The sequence below is a fragment of the Paenibacillus sp. EB106-05-06-XG162 genome, from assembly GCF_058791655.1.
Map to the genome: position 1 here is coordinate 121988 of NZ_JBYTDT010000005.1, position 21970 is coordinate 143957.

Sequence of the window (21970 nt, forward strand, 5' to 3'; positions counted from 1 at the left end):
AAATTAGGGGTGTACAATGGACAAACTGATTGTGATTGATGGAAACAGTATCGCGAATCGCGCCTTCTATGCGATGCCGCCATTAACCAATTCCAGCGGATTACATACAAATGCGGTATATGGCTTCACGACAATGCTGCTGCGGTTAATTGAAGAAGAGAAACCAACCCACCTGATGGTGGCGTTCGATGCCGGGAAAGTGACGTTCCGTCATGCCGGTTACGAGAATTATAAGGGTGGTCGTGCGAAGACGCCTTCGGAGTTGTCCGAGCAATTTCCGCTGCTGCGTGAACTGCTGACGGCGTGCGGGATTACCCATTTCGAACTGAACGGCTACGAGGCGGACGATATTATTGGGACACTTACGCGTATAGCGGACGAGCAGCAGAAGCAAGTGATGGTCATTTCCGGGGATAAAGATATGCTGCAGCTGGCTTCCGATCATGTCACGATTGCCATAACGCGTAAAGGGGTTACGGAGATCGAAGCGTATGACCCTGCGCAAATTCAGGAAACATACGGCTTGACTCCGAATCAGATTATTGATTTGAAAGGTCTTATGGGAGATGCATCGGACAATATTCCTGGCGTACCTGGGGTCGGTGAGAAGACAGCGCTCAAGCTGCTCCATCAATTTGGAACCGTTGAGAATGTGATCGCGAGTACTGGAGAATTAAAAGGGAAGATCAAGGAGAACATCGAGACGCATGCCGATTCTGCGCGAATGAGTAAAGAACTCGCTACGATATTCCGCGAGGTACCTCTGACGCAGTCGTGGGATGACCTTCAGTTCAAAGGTATTCCGGCTGTACAAGCTATTCCTTTCTTCCGCAAAATGGAGTTCAAATCGTTGATTGAGCGGATTGCTGCATTAGACGAATCTGGAGAAGCGATAGAGGGTATGGAGCCTGAAGTGGTTGCACCACTGAACTTGGTCGTCGTTGATTCGGACACGCTTCCTGCCCTTGTCGCGGACTTAACGAATGTAGAAGTATTCCATACCGAGTCGATCGGAGAGAACCCGCATCAATCGGATGTGATCGGTGTCGTTTTCCGGACGTCGGATACAAGCTATTATGTACCTTACGCACAGCTGAAATCAGATGAATCGGCTCCTCTTCGTGCTTGGATTGCAGACGGATCCATTCCGAAGCGTGGGTATGATCTGCATAAGACGGATCTTGCGCTGCATTGGCAAGGGATCGCTTTTGAAGGTGCCGCTTTTGATGTACAGCTCGCAGCCTACATTCTGGATCCGACGGATTCGAACCAGACGATTGATTATTTGGCGTCCAAATATGAATTACCATCGCTGAGACGTGATGAGGATGTGTTCGGAAAAGGCGCCAAGTTCAAAGTGCCGGACCTAGCGACACTTAGCGAGCATTTAGGCAGGAAGGCAATGGCTGTTCAACAGATTATGGTGAAACAGCAAGCAGCTCTGGAACAGAACGAGATGCATATGTTGTATTACGATTTGGAGCTTCCTTTGTCCAAAGTTCTCGCAGATATGGAGAAACAGGGGATTGCTGTTAACGTGGAAGATCTACGAGATCTCGGGCGTGAGTTTGAAGTGATCATTAATCATCTGGCTGCGGATATTTATCGCCTTGCAGGGATGGAGTTCAATATTAACTCGCCGAAGCAGCTTGGAGAGATCCTGTTCGATAAATTAGGATTGCCGGTCATGAAGAAGACCAAGACAGGCTATTCGACAGATGCGGAAGTCCTCGAGAAGCTAGAGCCTTATCATGATATCGTGAAACAGATTCTCCACTACCGTCAAATTGCGAAGCTGCAATCGACGTATGTTGAAGGTCTTCTCAAGGAGGTACGCACAGAGACTGGGAAAGTGCATACGTACTATCGTCAGACGATCGCGGCAACAGGGCGTCTTAGCAGTCAGTTTCCGAACTTGCAGAATATTCCGATTCGTCTTGCAGAAGGACGCAAAATCCGGAAAGTATTCGTGCCGTCTGAACCGGGTTGGTCGATTCTCGCAGCGGACTATTCGCAGATCGAGCTGCGGGTTTTGGCGCATATTTCGCAAGATGAGAAGTTAATTGAAGCGTTCGTTCATAATATGGACATACATACGAAGACCGCCATGGATGTATTCGGGGTACCGGCTGAAGCGGTTGATGCGAATATGCGTCGCCAAGCGAAAGCGGTCAACTTCGGTATCGTGTACGGGATTAGTGATTATGGTTTGTCGCAGAACTTGAACATTACGCGTCGAGATGCGGCGCAGTTCATTGAGCAGTATTTTGCCGTATTCCAAGGGGTTCGCAAATATATGGACGATATTGTGAAGCAAGCGCGTCAGGACGGCTATGTGACGACGTTGCTTGAACGCAGACGGTATTTGCCTGAGATTACGGCGTCAAACTTCAACCTTCGTTCTTTTGCGGAGCGGACAGCGATGAATACGCCGATCCAAGGGACGGCAGCAGATATTATCAAGCTGGCGATGGTGCAGATGGCGAAGCGCCTTGAAGATGAGAAGCTCAAGAGCCGCATGCTGCTTCAGGTACACGATGAATTGGTGTTCGAAGTACCAGCTGAGGAGCTGGAGATGATGAAGAAGCTCGTACCAGATGTGATGGCGGGAGCCCTTAAGCTAGATGTTCCGCTTCAAGCCGACGTGAGCTTCGGTGCGAACTGGTATGAAGCAAAATAATCCAAGAGAAAAGATCCTTTGAATTCGGTATAATGGAGGATGAGGTGAAGTCATATGCCGGAATTACCGGAAGTCGAGACCGTAACAAGAACATTAAATCAATTAATTGTAGGGAAGACGATCGAACGAGTCACTGTATCGCTCCCTCGAATCATACAACGTCCAGATGATGTGCTGCAGTTCGCATATCTTCTGGAAGGTCATACATTCCAGAAGGTCGAGCGCAGGGGGAAGTTTCTGCGCCTCGTATTGGACGGGCTAGTGCTCGTATCGCATTTGCGGATGGAAGGACGGTACGGGATGTATCGTTCGGACGAGCCGGTGGAGAAGCATACGCACGTTATTTTTCACTTTACCGATCAGACGGAGCTTCGTTATAAGGATGTAAGACAGTTCGGCACGATGCACCTTTTCGAGCCGGGTCAAGAGTTCGTGATGGCACCGCTGAACAAGCTCGGGTTAGAACCGCTAGATGAGCAATTTACATTCGAGAAGTTCCGTGCTGTCATTGGTAAACGTGCTACGCCTATTAAGCCAACCTTGCTCAATCAGTCATATGTTGTCGGGATTGGGAATATTTATGTCGATGAGGCCCTATTTCGAGCAGGTATTCATCCGGAAGTGAAAGCGAATACGCTCTCGGATGAACAGCTTGAAGCCATCTATCATGCCGTGATCGCAACCTTGCAAGAAGCCGTGGAAGCAGGAGGATCGTCGATCAAATCGTATGTGAATGGACAAGGTGAGATGGGCATGTTCCAACAATATTTGAAGATTTACGGCAGGAAAGACGAGCCGTGTGTAACGTGTGGTACAGCCATTGTGAAGACAGTCGTCGGCGGTCGTGGTACACATTATTGTCCGCACTGCCAGCCCGATTCCTAATAAAATAGTAGGCACTTATTCCTCCCCCCGCCCATATGATGTGGAAGACATTGCGGCACAGTTGCACCAACACGATGGTGACTTATAGAGCTGCAGGCGGGAGGGAATGGAATGCTAGTGCATTTGTTGTCTTTAGTATTGCTCGCATGCGCACTGAGCCTGGATGGGTTTGGTGTTGGGGTTACGTATGGCTTGCGAAAAATACGGATTCCAATCTTATCGGTTATCATTATCTCCGCTTGTTCAGGCATTATTATTTATACCTCCATGTTGATTGGGGTATGGATTGCCAATTATGTATCGCCTGAGATTAGTAAATGGATTGGTGCCTTAATTCTGATGGGCATCGGAGGTTGGGCGCTGATTCAACTCATTGGCTCCAAGGATCGCGATGTGGATGCGGGGACTGAGTTAAATCGACCTACAGAGGATAGCGCGGTTAAGCAAGATGCAATGGCAACGAAGAAGACGGTATTCACGTTTGAGATTCGGGCATTTGGTCTTGTCATTCAAATTTTGAAGTCCCCGTCGGCGGCGGATGTCGACCGTTCGGGTGTGATATCGGCATCGGAAGCGGCATTGCTAGGTATTGCGTTGTCGCTGGATGCTTTTGGCGCCGGATTAGGTGCTGCATTGTTAGGCTTCTCGCCATTATGGACTTGTATTTCGATCACGATTGCCAGCGGCAGCTTCCTCTATTTAGGGACGCGGGTAGGACTTATGTTCGCGGGACTGCAATGGCTGCGCAAACTGTCCTTTATTCCAGGTGTCGTGCTTATCATTATGGGAATCCTAAGGTTTTTCTAGTTGTTGATTTCATTGAGGTATTATATTCTGAGGTGACAAATATGAATATTGGGTTAACTGGTGGCATTGCGACGGGCAAGAGTACAGTCTCGTCGCTCCTTGTTGCTCGGGGTGCCTTACTTATAGATGCAGACCAAATTGCGCGAGAGATTATGGATCCAGGGTCTCCCATTCTGGCGCAAGTAGCAGCACATTTTGGACAAGATATTTTACAAGAAGATGGAACGCTTCATCGCAAACGGCTTGGTGAGATCATATTCTCGAATCCGGCAGAACGTCAAGTGCTGGAGAGCATTACGCATCCTGCGATTCGGACGAGCATTCAGGAGCGGATGACAGCGTATGAGAAGGAACATCCGGAGAAACTGATCGTGGCAGACATTCCCTTGTTGTACGAGGCAGGTGCAGCATATGAAGGGTTTTTCGATGAGATTATGGTCGTCTATGTCCCGCGGGAGCTACAGATCGAACGTCTGATGAAGCGGGATGAGATTACGGAAGAACAAGCTGTCAAAAGGCTGAACGCGCAACTAGATATTGAACGTAAAAAAGAAAAAGCCGACATTGTCATCGATAACCGCTTTGGACTTGAGCAGACGATGGAACAAATCGATCAATTCTTGCGCAGAAAGGGGATCGAATGAAGGTATTACGAAAAAAAAGGGTATTGCTCGTTCTTTTCATTGCTTTGGTATCCGTATTGTTCTTCAACTCAAGCTGGATGGGGAGATGGATTTATCCCATTCACTATAAAGAAGCCATTGTGAAGCATGCGAAGACCTTCGATGTGGATCCTCTACTGATTGCTGCAATTATTCGGGTGGAAAGTAATTATAAGTTAAGTAGCGAATCGCGGAAGGGAGCGCTCGGGCTCATGCAGGTGATGCCGAATACGGCGAGCTGGGTCATTGAGAAGGGGAAGTTCGATTCCGTGACGATGGACGAGGTGAAACATGAAGCCGAACCGAATATTCAGATCGGTTCGTGGTATATCAAGTCATTATTAACGAAATTCAACAATAATACATACGTCGCGCTAGCCGCTTACAACGCAGGACCGAGTGTGGTTGCGAAGTGGCTTCAGAACGAGACATGGGACGGCAAATTCGAGACCGTCAAGAAGATCCCTTACGGGGAGACGAAAAACTATGTACAGCGTGTCGTTTATTATTATAATAAATATAAGGATCTTTATCAGAATGAACTGTAGCGGCTTGTTTTTCATGGGATAAACAAGAAAAGCGTGGGACAAGCTGTAGAAACAGCCTGACCAACGCTTCTCTCCAAAAGTATAATTATCTGTGTTGACCGGCAAGTTGTTGCTCGGCGATCGTTACAAGGCGTTTGGTGATGTAACCACCAATAGAACCTGTGTCACGTGTTACCATGTTGCCATAGTAACCATCTTGTGGAATAGCGATGCCTAACTCTTGAGCAACTTCATATTTCATTTGATCAAGAGCAGCAGTTGCTTGAGGAACGACAAGTGTGTTGCTAGAACGGTTTCCGCTCATCTCTGTATTCACCTCCTTGCGGTTGGTAATTGTATTATGTGCTTAACGATGATTGTTATTCAGGTGACGAATGGAAATTTAAAGTAATTGATTTGAGACGGAGGAAATTTATTTATGAAATGTCCGCATTGCGATTATTCGGGGACAAAGGTGCTGGATTCACGGCCTGCTAACGAGAATAGATCCATCAGACGTCGTCGAGAATGTGAGAGCTGCAGTCGACGGTTTACAACTTTTGAAATGATCGAGGAGACGCCACTCATTGTCATCAAAAAAGAAGGTAACCGCGAAGAATTCAGTCGCGACAAAGTATTGCGCGGCCTCATTCGCGCGTGTGAGAAGAGACCCGTACCAATGGAGCGTCTGGAGATGATCGTCTCTGAAGTCGAGAAGGCATTGCGGAACACAGCAAATCCTGAGGTAGAGAGCCGTGCAATCGGTGAGCTTCTGATGGAGCAGCTCTATCCGGTGGACGAAGTCGCGTATGTGCGTTTTGCTTCCGTGTATCGTCAATTCAAGGACATTAATATGTTCATGAAAGAGCTAACGGGGTTGTTATCGAAGCATACGATTGATGAATAAGTAGGACTTGGCACGCATGGTTGTGGGTATGAGTAATGCAGGTGTTAATGGACACAAAGGACGTTATATGCGCCAAAATTGCTTGGATTTCGGATCTAACGGACTGTAGCGCGCTTATGTATTGGTTTGGAGCCTTGAGGGGCTTCACATAGGTCATATAAAGGCTTCTGTGTCCGCTTATTCGTTATGATGGGTTAGTATTCGACGTTTAACGGATCTATAGTCCGCCGAGTTTATCCAACTTTTGTATTGACAACTTTTTTCGAATTATGCTATGCTTGTCCTGCAAATGGGGCCTTAGCTCAGCTGGGAGAGCGCATCGCTGGCAGCGATGAGGTCAGGGGTTCGATCCCCCTAGGCTCCACCACAATGAATATTAACCACGTCTTCGGACGTGGTTTTTTTGTTGTGGTGGATTGCTTAGGGGGCGAACCCTGGGGTTCAGTCCGCGCGGACGTAATGGATGAGTAGCTTCGGAGAACTTACTTCAAATGTAGGAGCACGGCGTCTTATTCTACCTATAAGGTAGAACTCGTTGAGTGATCATCGGCAGCAAGCTTAATCAGGAATGAGACATCCCATTGAAAAGGATAGCGAGTTAGACGAGCGGTATCCCCCTAGGCTCCACCAAATTGTAAACACAACGCAACCTGATGAGGGTTGCGTTTTTTATTTGGTGGATTGCTTAGGAGGTGAGAACCCCCGGGTTCAGTCCGCGCGGACGAAATGGATGATTAGGCTTCGAAGAAATACTTCTAATGCAGGAGCACGGCGTTCTTATTCTACCTATAAGGTAGTCCTCGTCGAGTCATCATCGGCAGCAAGTGAAATCAGGAATGGGACATCCCGCTGAAAGGTGAAGTGAGTTGTACGAGCGGAGCCCCTAGGCTCCACCAAATTGTAAACACAACGCAACCTGATGAGGGTTGCGTTTTTTAATTGGTGGAAACCTTAGGGGGTGAGAACCCCGGTGAAGAAAAGTCACCAAAATCAACATGATTGAATCTTTGAAAAGTATAGAATAACGGAAATCAACAAAATGCACTCATAAAATCATGGGTATTACCCCCTCGGGTAGATCAATGAATTCACAGGGGGTGCATTTTTTAATAGGTAAATCTAGCCTGGTTCATAGCATTTACAGCTTTATAAGTAAAAATATGAAAAACCTAAAAATATCTAATAAATAATTGTCGATATTTAGGTTGAACCTTTTGCAAATCTGTTTTAGTATAAATATTAAATAATACCTAGTGGTTTTATCGGATTTTATATATTTTTGTGAGGTGGTTCGTGTTGCAACTTCAAGTTACGAATAGTCCATTTACAAGTGAGCAAACAGAGCTAATTAATAAGTTGCTCCCAACTTTAACGGATGTCCAAATAAGCTGGCTAGGTGGTTATTTATCTGCTTATCGTATGGTGTGTGCGAATACGGTGACAGCACCATTGACGGTAAACGACGTATCGGCGATACCTACAGCAGCACCCGTCTCTATCGAGACGCAAGTACCACGCGAAGTGACGATCCTGTTCGGCTCACAGACTGGGAATGCGCAGAGATTAGCAGGTCGATTGGCAGAAACTTTGAAAGCGCAAGGGATCACAGTAACACTGTCGGCCATGAATCAGTATAAGACAAATCATTTAAAGAAGGTTGATTATCTATTTTTGCTTGTCAGTACGCATGGCGAGGGTGATCCACCGGATAACGCACTGACATTCCATGAATATCTGCATAGTAAGCGTGCTCCGAAGCTGGATGGCTTGAAATTCTCGGTACTTGCCTTAGGGGATACATCGTATGAGTTTTTCTGTAAAACAGGTCAAGATTTCGATTCCAGGCTTGCAGAACTAGGCGGAGAGCGAGTGACAGATCGTGTGGATTGCGACGTGGACTTTGAAGATTCTGCTGCAAGCTGGATTGACGCTGTGAATCGCGCGGTAAGTTCTTCTTCGACACCTGCATCCACGAATGTGACTACGAATGCAGCTAGCGCTGCAGATGAACCAAATGTTGTTGAACCAATCTATTCGCGCAATAACCCGTATATGGCAGAAGTGCTGGAGAATCTAGACTTGAACGGAAGAGGTTCCGATCGTGAGACGCGTCATGTGGAGATTTCGTTAGAAGATTCGGGCTTGACGTATTCGCCCGGCGATGCGGTTGGCGTATATCCGCAGAATGATCCAACACTCGTCGATGAGCTGATCTCGCTTCTGAACTGGAATCCGGAGGAGGTCGTTGGTACCGGTAAGAATGGAGAGACCTCTTCTGTACGTGATGCACTTCTGCACTATTATGAAATTACAGTGTTAACGAAGCCTTTATTGGAGAAAGCCGTTGCCTTCTCTGGCAGCGACAAATTGGCAGTGCTGGTGAACCCAGGCAATCAAGAGGCGTTGAGAGCATATGTCAAAGCACGCGACTTGCTTGATCTGCTTCGTGATTTCCAGCCGTGGACAATTGCCCCGGGAGATCTATCGACACTGCTTCGTAAGCTGCCGCCGCGTTTGTATTCGATTGCGAGCAGCCTTAACGCACACCCTGATGAAGTGCATTTGACCGTTCGCAAGGTGGAATACGAAGCCCATGACCGCGAACGTAAAGGCGTAACTTCAAGCTATATTGCTGAACGATTGGTGCCGGGCGATAAACTTCCGATATTTATTCAACAGAATCCGAATTTCAAACCTCCTGTGAATCCAGATTCACCAGTCATTATGATCGGACCTGGTACGGGCGTTGCCCCATTTCGTGCATTTCTTGAGGATCGAGAAGAGCTGGGTGCGACAGGGAAATCGTGGCTGTTCTACGGCGACAGACATTTTGTCACAGACTTCCTGTATCAGACGGATTGGCATCGGATGTTGAAGGATGGCGTATTATCGAAGCTGGACGTCGCGTTCTCCCGCGACACGGAAGAGAAGGTATATGTACAGCAGCGCATGCTGGAACATGGCGAAGAGGTGTACAACTGGCTGCAAGACGGCGCACATGTGTACGTCTGTGGCGATGAGAAGCATATGGCACATGACGTTCAAGCCGCATTGCTTGATATTATTGGGCAATACGGCGGCAAATCGCCTGAGGTGGCGGCAGCATATTTATCCGAGCTGCAGGAGCAGGGACGCTACCAACGGGATGTATACTAAGCGCTTGTGCTATGGCACAAGGTTTAATCGGTGTAATAACATGACCGCATCATGCAAGTAGAGGAGCTGATAGCCATGGTAAATAAGCAAAAGGTGGAGCCTATTGGTGGACCGCCGAGTGACGTGGAACAATTGAAATTAGAAAGCAACTATTTGCGAGGATCATTGACGGAATCGCTGGGCAATCGAATAACGGGTGGATTGCCCGAGCTGGATAATCGGCTACTGAAATTCCATGGCAGCTATATGCAGGACGACCGAGATTATCGTAATGAACGGGAAAAGCAGAAATTAGAACCCTACTATCAGTTTATGCTTCGTGTTGTTACGCCAGGCGGGGTGTCGACTCCTGCGCAATGGCTTGTGATGGATGAATTAGCCGATAAATACGGGACTGGAAGTATTCGTCTAACGACGCGGCAAGCATTCCAGTTGCATGGCGTATTGAAGTGGAATTTGAAGCAGACCATCCAAGATATCAATGAAGCGCTGCTGACAACATTGGCGGCGTGCGGCGATGTGAGTCGGAATGTCATGTGCAACCCGAATCCTTACCAATCTGATTTACATGACGAGGTGTACTACTGGGCGCAACAGCTGACGACGCATTTGGCACCGAAGACACCTGCCTATCATGAGATCTGGCTGGATGGGGAAAAGGTGGTCGACAGTCTAGAGCAAGAAGAAGCAGTTGTGGAAGTCGAGCCGATTTATGGCAAAGTCTATTTGCCTCGGAAATTTAAGATTGGGATTGCGGTACCGCCGTCTAACGATATTGACGTCTATTCGCAGGATCTTGGATTGATCGCGATCGTGGAGAACGACAAGCTCGTCGGATTCAATGTCGTCGTCGGTGGTGGGATGGGCATGACACATGGCGATACAAGTACGTATCCTCAGCTTGCTCGGAGCATCGGTTTTGTAACGCCAGACCGGATTCTGGACGTTGCGGAGAAGACAGTTACGATCCAGCGTGATTACGGGAATCGCTCCGTTCGGAAGAATGCCCGGTTCAAATATACGATCGATCGACATGGCTTAGACTGGTTCGTGGATGAATTGCATGACCGGTTAGGGTGGAAGTTGGAAGCTGCGCGTCCGTTTACATTCGAACATACGGGAGATCGCTACGGCTGGGTTAAAGGCAAGGATGGCAAATGGAACTTGACGCTCTATGTTCAAAGCGGTCGTATCGCGGATGGAGAAGGCTACAAGCTGAGAACAGCTTTGCGTGATATTGCGAAGATACACACGGGGGATTTCCGCCTGACGGCGAATCAGAACTTAATGATCGCGCGTGTAGACACCAGGAAGAAGAAAGCCGTAGAAGCCTTGCTGCAGCAGTACGGCGTTGCCGAAGGTTCGAAGTACTCGGCATTGCGCCGGAGTGCGTTGTCTTGCGTAGCACTACCAACCTGCGGGCTTGCGATGGCCGAGGCGGAACGATATCTGCCGACACTCATCGATAAGCTGGAGCCGATCCTTGAGGAAGCCGGTATTTTGGATGAAGAAATTAATATCCGCATGACAGGCTGCCCTAACGGGTGCGCGCGTCCAGCGCTAGGCGAGATTGCGTTCATTGGCAAGTCACCTGGCAAGTACAATATGTATTTAGGCGCGGGGTTCTCTGGGGATCGTCTGAGCAAGCTATATCGCGAGAACATTGGCGAAGATGACATTATCGATACGTTAAGACCGATGATTCAGCACTATGCGGTTGATCGGAATCAGGGAGAGCACTTTGGAGATTTTGTCATTCGCACAGGGTATGTCGCAGCGGTAACGAATGGAATGAACTTCCACGATTAGGATGAGGGTGGAGGAGGAAGCGGTGCAGATCTAATCTGCATCGCTTTTTGTATTTTGTCGTAGATGGAGGACATGGTATATATGATGAAGCTTGACAATAAGATTCGTATTAAAGTATAGTAATCCCATCGGAATTAACTAACTGACGAGTCAGTTAATAGAGAGAAGAGGTTATGCATTTGTCTACGATATCCAATCGCGACCAGGATAGGCAGCAGCAATTGAGTCATGCGGCCCTCGAGTTATTTGCGCGCAAAGGGTACCACAATACGAAGGTATCCGATGTGGTCAAATCATCCGGGGTATCGCAGGGTACGTTCTACTGGTATTTCGAGAGCAAAGAGCAGTTAGCAATTCAACTGATCGAAGAAGGTAAACAAAGTTTAATCAAAGTGATCGAACAAGGTTATCGTAATCATGCAGGGACTGTAAATGACATGTTGGAATCGTCCACGCGATTGTTAACGGATTTGTTCGAATTCGCAGACCAGAACCGCTACCTGATGGCATTCTTGCTGATCAAAGGCCAAGGCGCAGATCCATCGGTGCGGGAAGCCGTATCGCAAACCTGGATTGCGTTCGAGGAAGCTTTTAATAAAAATGTCAAGCGGGCACTTGAGTTAGGGATGCTTCCAGACACGGCGGATTTGTCTCTTCGTGTCAATATCCTTGTCTCTTTAATCACGGGTGTACTTGCCAAATGGCTGTTCGGCCCTATGCACGATGTCGATTTTCAATCAGCATATCCTCCTTCGGAAATCGCTGCGGAAACCGCAAAGTTCGAATTCGGCGGATTACTAGGATCATTTAAACATTGAGGAATAAAGGAGATGTATCAACCATGTTGTTAAAAGGAAAACCTGCATTCAAAGCAATATCTCTATTACTTATTTTGGCATTGGCATTAGTCGGATGCGGGGCCAAGTCAACGGAAAAAACAGAAACGGCTGCCCCAACCAACCAGCTGGAGAAAATCAAGTCATCCGGTAAAATTCGGGTAGGATTAATGGGCACTTATGCGCCATACAACTTTATGAATGATAAGAATGAAGTGGATGGATTTGATGCCGATGTGGCCAAAGAAGTTGCCAAACGCTTAGGAGTGCAGGTGGAATTTATTACTGGTGAATTCTCCGGCTTGATTGCAGGGCTTCAGAAGGATAAGTACGATGCTCTCGTTAGCCAAGTCACGATTACCGATGATCGCAAACAAACGATGGATTTTTCCGAACCCTATATTAAAAATGCCGTTAACGTGATCGTCAAGAGCGACAATACCGCCATTCAGTCGCTGGAAGATTTCAAAGGTAAAAAAATTGGCGTCGGACTCGGCACCAACGATGAGAAATATTTGCGTGATGTCGCGATGCCTAAGGTCGGACAATTCGAAATCGCAACGTACAACGATGTCATCACGTCTTTAATGGATTTGAATACGGGAAGAATCGATGCCACCATTAACAATACATTTGCGATCCAACCGATCCTGCAAAAAAACAAGCTTCAAGTGAAAGCTGTAGGCGAGCCGATCAAGGAAGATGTTGCCGGAATCGCGGTTCGTAAAGGCAATCCGGAGCTCGTGGAAGCAATCAATAAAGCATTGGATGAGATGAAGTCAGACGGCACGTTCAAGACCATTTTCAAGAAGTGGTTTGATGTTGAACCGAACATTTAACGAGTAGCGCAACAGGAGGCTTTATGCATGGAACTCGTCTTTAAGAACATCAATTTCTTGTTAACTGGTGCGTACTATACGATGCTGATCACGGTCGTCTCTATGTTCTTCGGATTAATCATTGGACTGATTACGGCGATCGCTCGTCTAAAAGGAAATTGGCTGATCCGCACGTTGGCTAAGTTCTATGTATCCATCATTCGCGGAACGCCGATTCTTGTACAGATTGTTATCGTATACTATGGTTTACCTGATTTCGGCATTACGCTCGGACCGTTAACAGCGGCTTACATTTCACTCAGCATCAATATTGGCGCTTATTTATCGGAGACCTTCCGGGGCGCGATTCTCTCTGTGCACAAAGGACAGGCGGAAGCGGCGGCTTCACTCGGATTAACGCCATGGCAGACCATGGTTAAGGTTGTTCTTCCACAGGCAGCCCGGGTGGCTATTCCCCCAATGGGCAACACGTTTATCGGCATGTTAAAAGAGACTTCGCTCGTGTCGATCGTTACGGTAACGGAACTGCTGCGATCCGCCCAATTGCTCATCGCGCAATATTATACGGCCATGCCATTTTATATTGCGATTGCGATAATGTATTGGCTGATGAGTCTGCTGTTCTCCAACATTCTGAACCGCATCGAAGTCAAATTATCCAAAGCTTATTAAGGACGTGTGTAAGCATGATTGAAGCAACAAGTCTCAGCAAACAATTTGGCCATTTGACCGTATTACAACAGATTGACCTTCATGTCCGTTCGCAAGAGATCGTCGTCCTACTTGGACCGAGCGGATCTGGCAAGAGCACATTGCTGCGCTGCATCAATGGATTGGAGGAACCCACGGCCGGAACGATCCAGGTTGGCGGCGTGCAATGGGATGCCACGATGAACATGAAGCAGAAAAAACAAGTGTTGAAGGATATTCGCGCATTAACCGGCATGGTGTTTCAATCCTTTAATCTGTTCCCGCATATGACTGTATTGGAAAATGTCGCGATGGCTCCGATCACCGTCAAAAATATGCCCAAGCATGAGGCAAATGCTGTGGGTGAAGCCCTGCTCGCCAAAGTGGGATTGGCGGACAAGAAAGGCGAATATCCGTCCCGGCTTTCCGGAGGCCAGCAACAGCGGGTAGCCATTGCACGCTCGCTTGCCATGAATCCGCAGATTATGTTGTTTGACGAGCCGACGTCCGCACTGGATCCGGAATTGACTGGCGAGGTCTTATCCGTGATGAAGCAGCTGGCTGCGGAAGGGATGACGATGCTGGTGGTGACTCATGAAATGAAGTTTGCGCGTGAAATCGCGAACCGAATTATTTTCATGAGCGACGGAGTCATTCAGGAGGAAGGGACGCCAGAGCAATTTTTTGACCATCCCAAAACCGAGCGAGCGCGTAAATTTTTGCGACAGATGGCTCATCAACCGGACTAAAAGGCAAGGTACGGTACAGCATAGAAGGAGATGAAGTCGTGGTTCGTATTGATCCAGAACATTTTACGGATATTGCGGAACGGGCAAGATTGATCATGGAAAAGGAACAGATCGATGCGATCGTTGCATCGACCTGCGAGAACTTCTACTATTTGTCCGGGCATCCAAGCACGTTCATGTATACGCTGCGCATGAATGAAATTGCACTGGCTGTCATGTTTCGGAATCCAAACCATAAGACCATATTGATCGTAAATGATTTTGAGGCGGCGGGCGTAGCGACAGAAGGTTTGCCTCCCTGCGAGATCAGAACATACCCTACATGGGTCGATATCGATGATCCGTACGGATTGACGGGGGAATCGTTCGAGGGCAAACGCCCCGTCTCTCCCCAGGCGGATGAAATGTTCGGATTGCTCCAGCGGGTGCTTGATGAACATGGCGTATCCCATGGCAAGGTTGCCGTTGAATTAGGCGCCATGCGTCATTCCCCCGTCTTGGCTTTGAAGAACGCGATCCACTCGGCTGAGCTCGTGGAAGCGAATCGGATATTTACAGCGTTGCGTGCTATCAAAACGACGTGGGAAATTGAGCAACTGCGTAAGGCCTGCACGTATGCAGAAACAGGCATGACGGAAGCGGTCCGCCGGATCCGCGCGGGCAGTTCTGCCTTGGAAATCGTTAATGACTTTAGGACAGCATTAATGAAGTATGAGGATGGCTCGAATGCCCGCTTTCATATGATATCTGTCGGAGCTGATTTCGCACCAACGCATCGCTTTGATACTCGTCCGTGCGAGCCGGGAGATGTGATTAAATTTGATGTAGGTGTCGACGTGGCAGGATACGGTTCGGATATCGCCCGTACATTCGTACTTGGTTCTCCATCCGATGTAGTGAAGCGCGTATACGATGCATTGCGGGCGGGGCACGACCGTCTCCTACAGATGATTGAACCTGGGCGACCGATGAGCAGCGCTTTTCATGAAGTGATGGCGCTCATCCGCAGATCGGGACTTCCACACTATAACCGAGGCCATTTAGGACATAGCGCAGGACTAAGCCTCGCGGCAGAGGAAGCTCCTTTTATCGGTCCATCGGAAGAAGCCATTTTTCGCTCGGGCATGGTGATTTGCTTGGAGACACCCTATTATGGCCATGGCGTAGGCTCGATCATGATTGAGGATATGGTTCTTGTGACCGACAACGGGTGCGAGAGGCTGAATAAGTTGTCTCGGGACCTTATTATGCTGTAAATGGCTAGATAACGCTATGAATCAATTAGGCAGTGAAACATTGAAGCACCGGATATTTCCGGTGCTTCTTGATTTTTCGGAGTTTACAATTCCCTCAAGTCTACCATGAAAATGCTTATTTGCTTGTTCTCCAAGCTAATCTACCCACGTTCATGCTCGTGCATGCCGTCAAAGTAGGGACACCTGAACAAGTTGCTGCACCGGTGGCATGGCTATTATCGGAAGAGGCCAGCTATGTGACCGGAGTTACAATCTTTGCAGATGGCGGTATGGTATTGTATTAATATTGAAGTGATAAGGAAGGGGATTACAGGATGAGTAAAATTATTGGTGAAGCGTTAGCAAATATGCCGTGGCAAGATAAGCCGAATGGTTGTAAGGCGCCAGTATGGCGGTATACTCAGAATCCGATTATTCAGCGAGACGGACAGTTGAACTCAAACAGTATTTTTAATTCAGCAGTTGTTCCTTTCGAAGATGGATACGCAGGTGTTTTCCGTTGCGATTCCAGATCCGTCAGTATGGATATCTTCGTAGGCTTTAGTAAGAACGGGATTGATTGGGAGATTCAAGATCATGCCATTCAATTTGAAGGTGACGAATATATTACGAAGCGTGAGTATCGTTACGATCCGCGCGTTTGCAAGATTGAAGACAAATACTATATCACTTGGTGCAATGGATATCATGGTCCAACCATTGGACTTGCGTATACATATGATTTCAAAACCTTCCACCAACTAGAAAATACATTCTTGCCGTATAACCGGAATGGTGTGCTGTTCCCGCGTAAAATCAATGGCAAATATGCGATGTTGAGCCGTCCAAGCGATACGGGTCATACACCTTTCGGAGATATTTTCTTTAGCGAGAGTCCAGATCTTACGTATTGGGGTAAGCATCGCTACGTGATGGGAACGATTAATTCCGATGCTTCAGCATGGCAATCGAAGAAGATTGGTCCGGGACCTGTGCCGATTGAAACGGATCGTGGCTGGCTGCTGATCTATCATGGTGTAATTAACACATGTAACGGGTTTGTGTATCGGATGGGCGTAGCGCTGCTGGATATTCATGAGCCTTGGAAGGTATTGGCCCGCTCACGCAACTATATCTTAGGACCTGAGACATTGTATGAGTGCGTAGGAGATGTACCGAATGTAACCTTCCCATGCGCAGCCTTGACTGATGCAGAGACAGGCCGCATCGCTATATACTACGGTTGCGCAGACACCGTAACAGGAGTCGCTTTCACAACCGTGGACGAGTTGTTGGATTATATGAACCAGTACCCGCTATAAGCAGTAGCGCTCTGACATAACGAAAAAACCCTGACTATTCATGAAGTCAGGTAAACACGCCAAATACTGGCGTGTTTTTTTTGTGTTTGAACCCGACTTTGGTCTAGCTGAAGTGGAGACTATAGATGGGTGTTTCCCTTCTCTTGCCTACGTATAATCAATTTGAATAATATGGTAATTTAATTCAGATCTGGAGCAATAGAGATGGTAAATCAAGTTTCCGCTGCAGCTGGTCGAATTCAAAAACGTAACGAAAGAATACAAAATAGGAGGAGTGACGATCAAGGCTCTTGCTGGTATTGATATGATTGAATCATTAAAAAGTATAGGATAATCCCCTTATCTTTCTTCTTAGTAGATAAAGGTAATACTAATCTTGAATCAGGAGCATCGTCAGATGAAAATAAGATCAAATTGTAGATATTATCATAGAGCGATATTCTGCCTGGTTGCAACGATTGTGCTGATTCTTCAACTTAGCGGACAGCCTGCTCATGCGGCCTCGGGTCTGGATCATGAAAAGATTGATGGATATATGAAGGAGGCCATGAGACGACTTCATATTCCCGGCGCTGCCATAGGAATTATCAAAAATAAGGAGATTATTTATTTACAAGGGTACGGAAATGCAGGCCCGAATGATCGCCTTGTTACTCCGGATACCCCGTTTCTGATCGGTTCCACTTCCAAGTCTTTTACCGCGCTTGCGATCATGCAGTTGGTTGATGAAGGGAAGATCAATTTGGATGCACCGGTACGAAAATATTTGCCCCAGTTCAAGATTAGCAGTGAAAAAGATTCAGCCCGAATCTCAGTTCGTAACTTGCTTGTGCAAAATAGCGGTTTTTCCACATATGATGGCCGCAGAGCCTTGGAAAAAGAGGATATATCATTGAAACAACACATTGAGGAGATGGGTGACATTGCCTTGGCTGAGCCAATCGGTACCCTATTCCAGTATTCCAATCTTAACTACGATGTGTTGGGAAGTATTGTAGAGGTTGTTTCCGGCCAAAGCTTTGGAGAATATATCAAGGAGCATATCTTCAAGTCTTTAGATATGAAGCATAGTTTCACGTCTTTAAAGGAGGGAGAATCAAACGGTTTGGCACAGGGGTATCAGTCCATGTTTGGGGCGATGATGCCCACCAAGCTGCGTAATCCCGAGGCGCGAATTGCATCAGGCGGCCTGATTTCATCAGCAAAAGACATGTCTAATTATTTGATAGCACAAATGAATCATGGTCAGCTTGGCAATATTGCTATCCTTCCAGAGAAATTAACCGATCTCATGCATCAGCCTGCTGTATCCCTTGATAAGGGAGTTTCTTATGGAATGGGATGGATTGCTGTTGATAATGGGATCGTCTGGCACAATGGAGGAACAGAGAATTTCAGTTCAGATATGATGTTTGATGGAGAATACGGTATCGTGACGTTGTTTAACGCTGCAGATCCTTTTGTGAGTTATGACGACGTTTTCCAAGGCGTTTACAAAATTCTAAAGGGAGAGGACACTTCAGTTCAGAATTTACCTAGCTTTTCATCGTTCTATTTAACAGTTGGCATTGTCGTAGTGATCCTGCTTGCCTTACTCATCTTTTCTGTCATGAACCTCTTGAAATGGGAAAAAAGATTCTCGTTGAAGTCTAAGTTTATGCTCAGGTTTATACCGGTTCTATTTATCTTTAATGTACTGTTGCCCGTTGGGGCACTTATAATGATTCCTCGACTGATCTCAGCGTCTTGGTCCGTTATTATAGGATTTTCAACAGGATTAGGTCATTTTTTGATTATTTATCCTATAATATTGCTTCTTATTGGGGGGATAAAAACAATATTATTTATTCGTAGTTACTTGAGAACCAAACAACCCGTATCGGTATGAATCAAATGGGTAGTGTGCCTAATCATCGTGGGAGAGCGCTTCGCTGGCAGCGATGAGGTCAGGGGTTCGATCCCCGTAGGGCCCACCAAACATAAATGCAAAAAACACGCCAAATGAGGCGTGTTTTTGCATTTGGTGCGCTAGCGAAGATCGAACCAAACTGGGTCGTTCCGCAAGGACGGAGCCGGAGGTGGAGGAGTACGACATCGTTATGTTTTTGATAAAGATGTTCGAAAACTAAATCTTCTAGACTCTAACTATCATTCTAAAAGAACTAGTGATTCAATTGAGAATATTGTTAGCATTATATTAGAGTTATTCAAAATTAAGAGCTCAATCCTATGTTACTCTTGTTCTTTTTCTTTTAAAACTACCAGTTTTTAGTTGATGTATAGCATATCAGCATATATACTGAATAAGTATTATTTACATAATTCGACAAATAGTACAATGATGCTAGTCAATCTAATAATGAGGAGCTTGACACATGAGGGGCTTTGCTACGGGAATTCAGAAGTTATTTATCTGCTGGATTATTATGGCTATGGGCATGGTAGGAACATGGACAAACTCAGAAATTCGGGAAGCAAAGGCTGCTGCTTCGGGTGATTTTGCGTATCAATTGAATGGGGATGGAACAGCGACGATTACAGATTATACAGGCGGTGGGGGAGACGTAGTTATCCCTGCTATGCTTGATGCGCACCAAGTAACCAAGATCGGGGTGCAGGCATTTAAGTTCAAACAATTAACCAACGTGACCATCCCGGACAGTGTAACTAGTATAGGTTCAAATGCATTTTACAAAAACAATTTAGTAAAAGTGATCATCCCGGACAAAGTAACCTACATTGGGAATAATGCTTTTGGAGATAACAAATTAACAAGCGTAATCATCCCCCCCAGTGTCACTAACATCGATTATTTAGCTTTTAGCTATAACAAATTAACAAGCATCACTATTCCGAGCACAGTAACCAGTATAGGGCAAATGGCCTTTATGACTAACGAATTAGAAATCGTGATCTTTGAAGGAAGATTAATAACTTTAGGCCCTGATTTGTTTTTAAATAACGACAAGTTATCAAAAATTGTCGGTTATGACAATGCGAAAAAGTATGCGGAAGATAATGGATTTGCTTATGAAAATATGATTTCAGTCGGTTTTAATCCGGACGGCAAAATATCATGGTCGAACTCTCAAATGATAGATTTAACGGTAGCGTCATACATTCCAACGGCAAAAAGTTACAAATGGACCACAACGACGGATGTGCCTGATTCTTCCGATTGGACGATATTTAATGGAAACGTTCAGATCTCTACGCCTTTAGATAATGGAAATTGGTATTTACATGTTCAGTTCGTGGAGAATAACGGTAATAAAACATTCTTTCATTCAAACGTTTTCCCTATTGAAAGAACGCCACCCGTCATTCAATTAAGCGTCGCTTCAACTGCTCCTACGAATCAGCTAGTTTCTGTTACGGCGAACGTTTATGATGAGCAGAGTGGGGTTGCGTTGCAGAAATGGGCGGAAGGCAACCGCGAGGTCTCTTATTTCGCTAATGGCGGAACTGCGTTTAGCGGTGACAGCTTTAATGTTGCGGAGAACGGAACCTATACGGTTTATGCGCAAGATGTTGCCGGAAATGAGACCATTGCAACGATAACGATTAGCAATATTTTCACCGTAGGCCCTACAATTCAATTGACGATGAATCCATCCGGGTCGACGAGAGGAAACGTAAGCGTGACTGCTGCCGTGTATGCGCAGAGCGGGGTTGAAGAGTTGAAGTATGTTTTGGGGCAACAGGCCAGCAGCTACTTTGCTGGGGCAGGAACACCGCTCACGATTCTAGATGGAACTGCAGAAATTGCCGTCATCGACAATGGCTGGATGAGCATGTATGCCAGAGACCATGCTGGCAACGAAACCGTGAAGCAAGTAGAAATAACGACGATTGATCGTAAGAAACCGACTATTAGTTTAATCGGTAATCCCGTGATCGAGATCAGTCGCGGAACCGGGTATACGGATCCTGGCGTACGCGCCTATGATGAATTCGATGGGGATTTGACTTCGGAAGTGGTCAAATCAGGTGATTCTGTAGATACCAGTAAGCTAGGGGACTATATGGTTCACTATGACGTAACCGACCGAGCTGGAAACGCTGCTGAGCGGGTAAGCAGAAAGGTGAAGATTATCTTACCTGAACCGTCAGGCGGGGTATGCAGTAACTGCGGCGATTCACCATCACCATCACCATCACCATCACCCACACCAGCACCATCACCATCACCAAGCCCTAAACCTTTTTACAACGAAAAGGTTAATCTTGATGTAATCAAAGCTCTAGTAGAAAAAGGAAAATCTGCACCTGCCGTAACATTCAATGATGTACCTGTAAATGCACCAAACGCTAAAGTAATCGAATTAGCGACTCGCCTTGGAATTATTACAGGGTATGAGGACGGTTCATTCCAAGCTAATGCTACGGTAACTAGAGCAGAATATGCGACTATGTTACTAAAAGCACTTGGTTTAACGTCAAAAGGTGATTCCAGCTTTATTGACACCAAAGGTCATTGGGCAGCAGATGCAATTGCTACATTAAAAGCAAGTGGTATTATTAAGGGTTACTTCGATGGAACATTCAAACCGAATCAGACCATCTCCAGAGCAGAAATAGTGGCTATGCTTTCAAGAGTAATGAACATTACTTTTGTGAAAAAAGCTAATTTCAAGGATATTAAGGATCATTGGGCAGAGGCTGAGATTGATACGTTATTCGATTTGGGTATCGTAATAGGTACAACGGATGGTTCATTCAAACCAAATGCTAATGCTACGAGGTCTGAGTCGTTACTGATGATCTTGCGCATGATAAACGTCAGTCTCGGTCTTTCGTTAGATATAGAATAAAAGTTTAATATTTCTTAAACGGTAGGTACTCGTAAAACAGTATCTACCGTTA

At 46.4% G+C, this 21970-nt stretch carries 17 protein-coding genes, 1 tRNA gene and 1 pseudogene; 18 read left to right on the plus strand and 1 reads right to left on the minus strand.

The window, feature by feature from the left end:
- Window positions 1-16: 16 nt before the first annotated feature.
- The 5 genes from polA to AC3WU2_RS13600 all read left to right on the plus strand — a co-directional run bounded on the left by polA (window position 17) and on the right by AC3WU2_RS13600 (window position 5582).
- Entirely contained in the window at window positions 17-2680 is a 2664-nt protein-coding gene (gene polA, locus AC3WU2_RS13580; protein WP_492454905.1) for a DNA polymerase I, read from the plus strand.
- 54 nt (window positions 2681-2734) lie between these two features.
- Window positions 2735-3565, plus strand: coding sequence for a DNA-formamidopyrimidine glycosylase (gene mutM / locus AC3WU2_RS13585; RefSeq protein WP_492454907.1), 831 nt, complete (start codon window positions 2735-2737; stop codon window positions 3563-3565).
- 111 nt (window positions 3566-3676) lie between these two features.
- A complete protein-coding gene (gene ytaF, locus AC3WU2_RS13590; protein ID WP_492454909.1) occupies window positions 3677-4372 on the plus strand; it encodes a sporulation membrane protein YtaF in 696 nt (231 codons plus the stop codon).
- A 41-nt stretch (window positions 4373-4413) separates the two neighbouring features.
- A complete protein-coding gene (gene coaE / locus AC3WU2_RS13595) occupies window positions 4414-5016 on the plus strand; it encodes a dephospho-CoA kinase (RefSeq protein WP_492454911.1) in 603 nt (200 codons plus the stop codon).
- A complete protein-coding gene (locus tag AC3WU2_RS13600) occupies window positions 5013-5582 on the plus strand; it encodes a lytic transglycosylase domain-containing protein (protein ID WP_379350137.1) in 570 nt (189 codons plus the stop codon). Before coaE ends, AC3WU2_RS13600 begins: the two co-directional genes overlap by 4 nt.
- Before the next feature lie 85 nt (window positions 5583-5667).
- Here the strand turns inward: AC3WU2_RS13600 and AC3WU2_RS13605 are convergent, their stop codons facing one another.
- Entirely contained in the window at window positions 5668-5886 is a 219-nt protein-coding gene (locus tag AC3WU2_RS13605; RefSeq protein WP_018756035.1) for an alpha/beta-type small acid-soluble spore protein, read from the minus strand.
- A gap of 114 nt (window positions 5887-6000) precedes the next feature.
- Between AC3WU2_RS13605 and nrdR the strand changes: the two genes are divergently transcribed.
- From nrdR to AC3WU2_RS13670, 13 genes and pseudogenes are all read left to right on the plus strand, one after another.
- On the plus strand, window positions 6001-6468 hold the full coding sequence (nrdR, locus tag AC3WU2_RS13610; RefSeq protein ID WP_018756034.1) for a transcriptional regulator NrdR: 468 nt from the start codon (window positions 6001-6003) through the stop codon (window positions 6466-6468).
- Between the two features lie 291 nt (window positions 6469-6759).
- Window positions 6760-6835 (plus strand) — tRNA-Ala (locus AC3WU2_RS13615).
- Window positions 6836-7764: 929 nt separating this feature from the next.
- Window positions 7765-9624, plus strand: a complete 1860-nt coding sequence (locus AC3WU2_RS13620; protein WP_492454914.1) for an assimilatory sulfite reductase (NADPH) flavoprotein subunit — start codon at window positions 7765-7767, stop codon at window positions 9622-9624.
- Window positions 9625-9699: 75 nt separating this feature from the next.
- Window positions 9700-11433 (plus strand): assimilatory sulfite reductase (NADPH) hemoprotein subunit, encoded by a 1734-nt coding sequence (gene cysI, locus AC3WU2_RS13625; protein WP_492454916.1) that lies wholly within the window; start codon window positions 9700-9702, stop codon window positions 11431-11433.
- A gap of 173 nt (window positions 11434-11606) precedes the next feature.
- On the plus strand, window positions 11607-12251 hold the full coding sequence (locus tag AC3WU2_RS13630) for a TetR/AcrR family transcriptional regulator (RefSeq protein ID WP_492454918.1): 645 nt from the start codon (window positions 11607-11609) through the stop codon (window positions 12249-12251).
- A 23-nt stretch (window positions 12252-12274) separates the two neighbouring features.
- Window positions 12275-13108: a transporter substrate-binding domain-containing protein gene (locus AC3WU2_RS13635; RefSeq protein ID WP_492454920.1), complete on the plus strand. Its 834-nt coding sequence runs from the start codon at window positions 12275-12277 to the stop codon at window positions 13106-13108.
- A 27-nt stretch (window positions 13109-13135) separates the two neighbouring features.
- The gene (locus tag AC3WU2_RS13640; protein ID WP_492454922.1) at window positions 13136-13780 is read left to right on the plus strand and encodes an amino acid ABC transporter permease; all 645 of its coding nucleotides are present in this window, start codon (window positions 13136-13138) and stop codon (window positions 13778-13780) included.
- 14 nt (window positions 13781-13794) lie between these two features.
- A complete protein-coding gene (locus AC3WU2_RS13645; RefSeq protein WP_492454924.1) occupies window positions 13795-14547 on the plus strand; it encodes an amino acid ABC transporter ATP-binding protein in 753 nt (250 codons plus the stop codon).
- A gap of 38 nt (window positions 14548-14585) precedes the next feature.
- The gene (locus AC3WU2_RS13650; protein WP_492454926.1) at window positions 14586-15803 is read left to right on the plus strand and encodes a M24 family metallopeptidase; all 1218 of its coding nucleotides are present in this window, start codon (window positions 14586-14588) and stop codon (window positions 15801-15803) included.
- 176 nt (window positions 15804-15979) lie between these two features.
- Window positions 15980-16087 (plus strand): annotated as a pseudogene (locus AC3WU2_RS13655) (SDR family oxidoreductase); the annotation flags it as partial.
- Between the two features lie 30 nt (window positions 16088-16117).
- The gene (locus AC3WU2_RS13660; protein WP_492454928.1) at window positions 16118-17104 is read left to right on the plus strand and encodes a glycoside hydrolase family 130 protein; all 987 of its coding nucleotides are present in this window, start codon (window positions 16118-16120) and stop codon (window positions 17102-17104) included.
- A 397-nt stretch (window positions 17105-17501) separates the two neighbouring features.
- Window positions 17502-18992 carry a serine hydrolase domain-containing protein gene (locus AC3WU2_RS13665; protein WP_492454930.1) on the plus strand — a complete coding sequence of 497 codons (1491 nt, stop codon included), beginning with the start codon at window positions 17502-17504 and terminating at the stop codon, window positions 18990-18992.
- A gap of 487 nt (window positions 18993-19479) precedes the next feature.
- Window positions 19480-21918 (plus strand): S-layer homology domain-containing protein, encoded by a 2439-nt coding sequence (locus AC3WU2_RS13670; protein WP_492454932.1) that lies wholly within the window; start codon window positions 19480-19482, stop codon window positions 21916-21918.
- Window positions 21919-21970 lie beyond the last annotated feature (52 nt).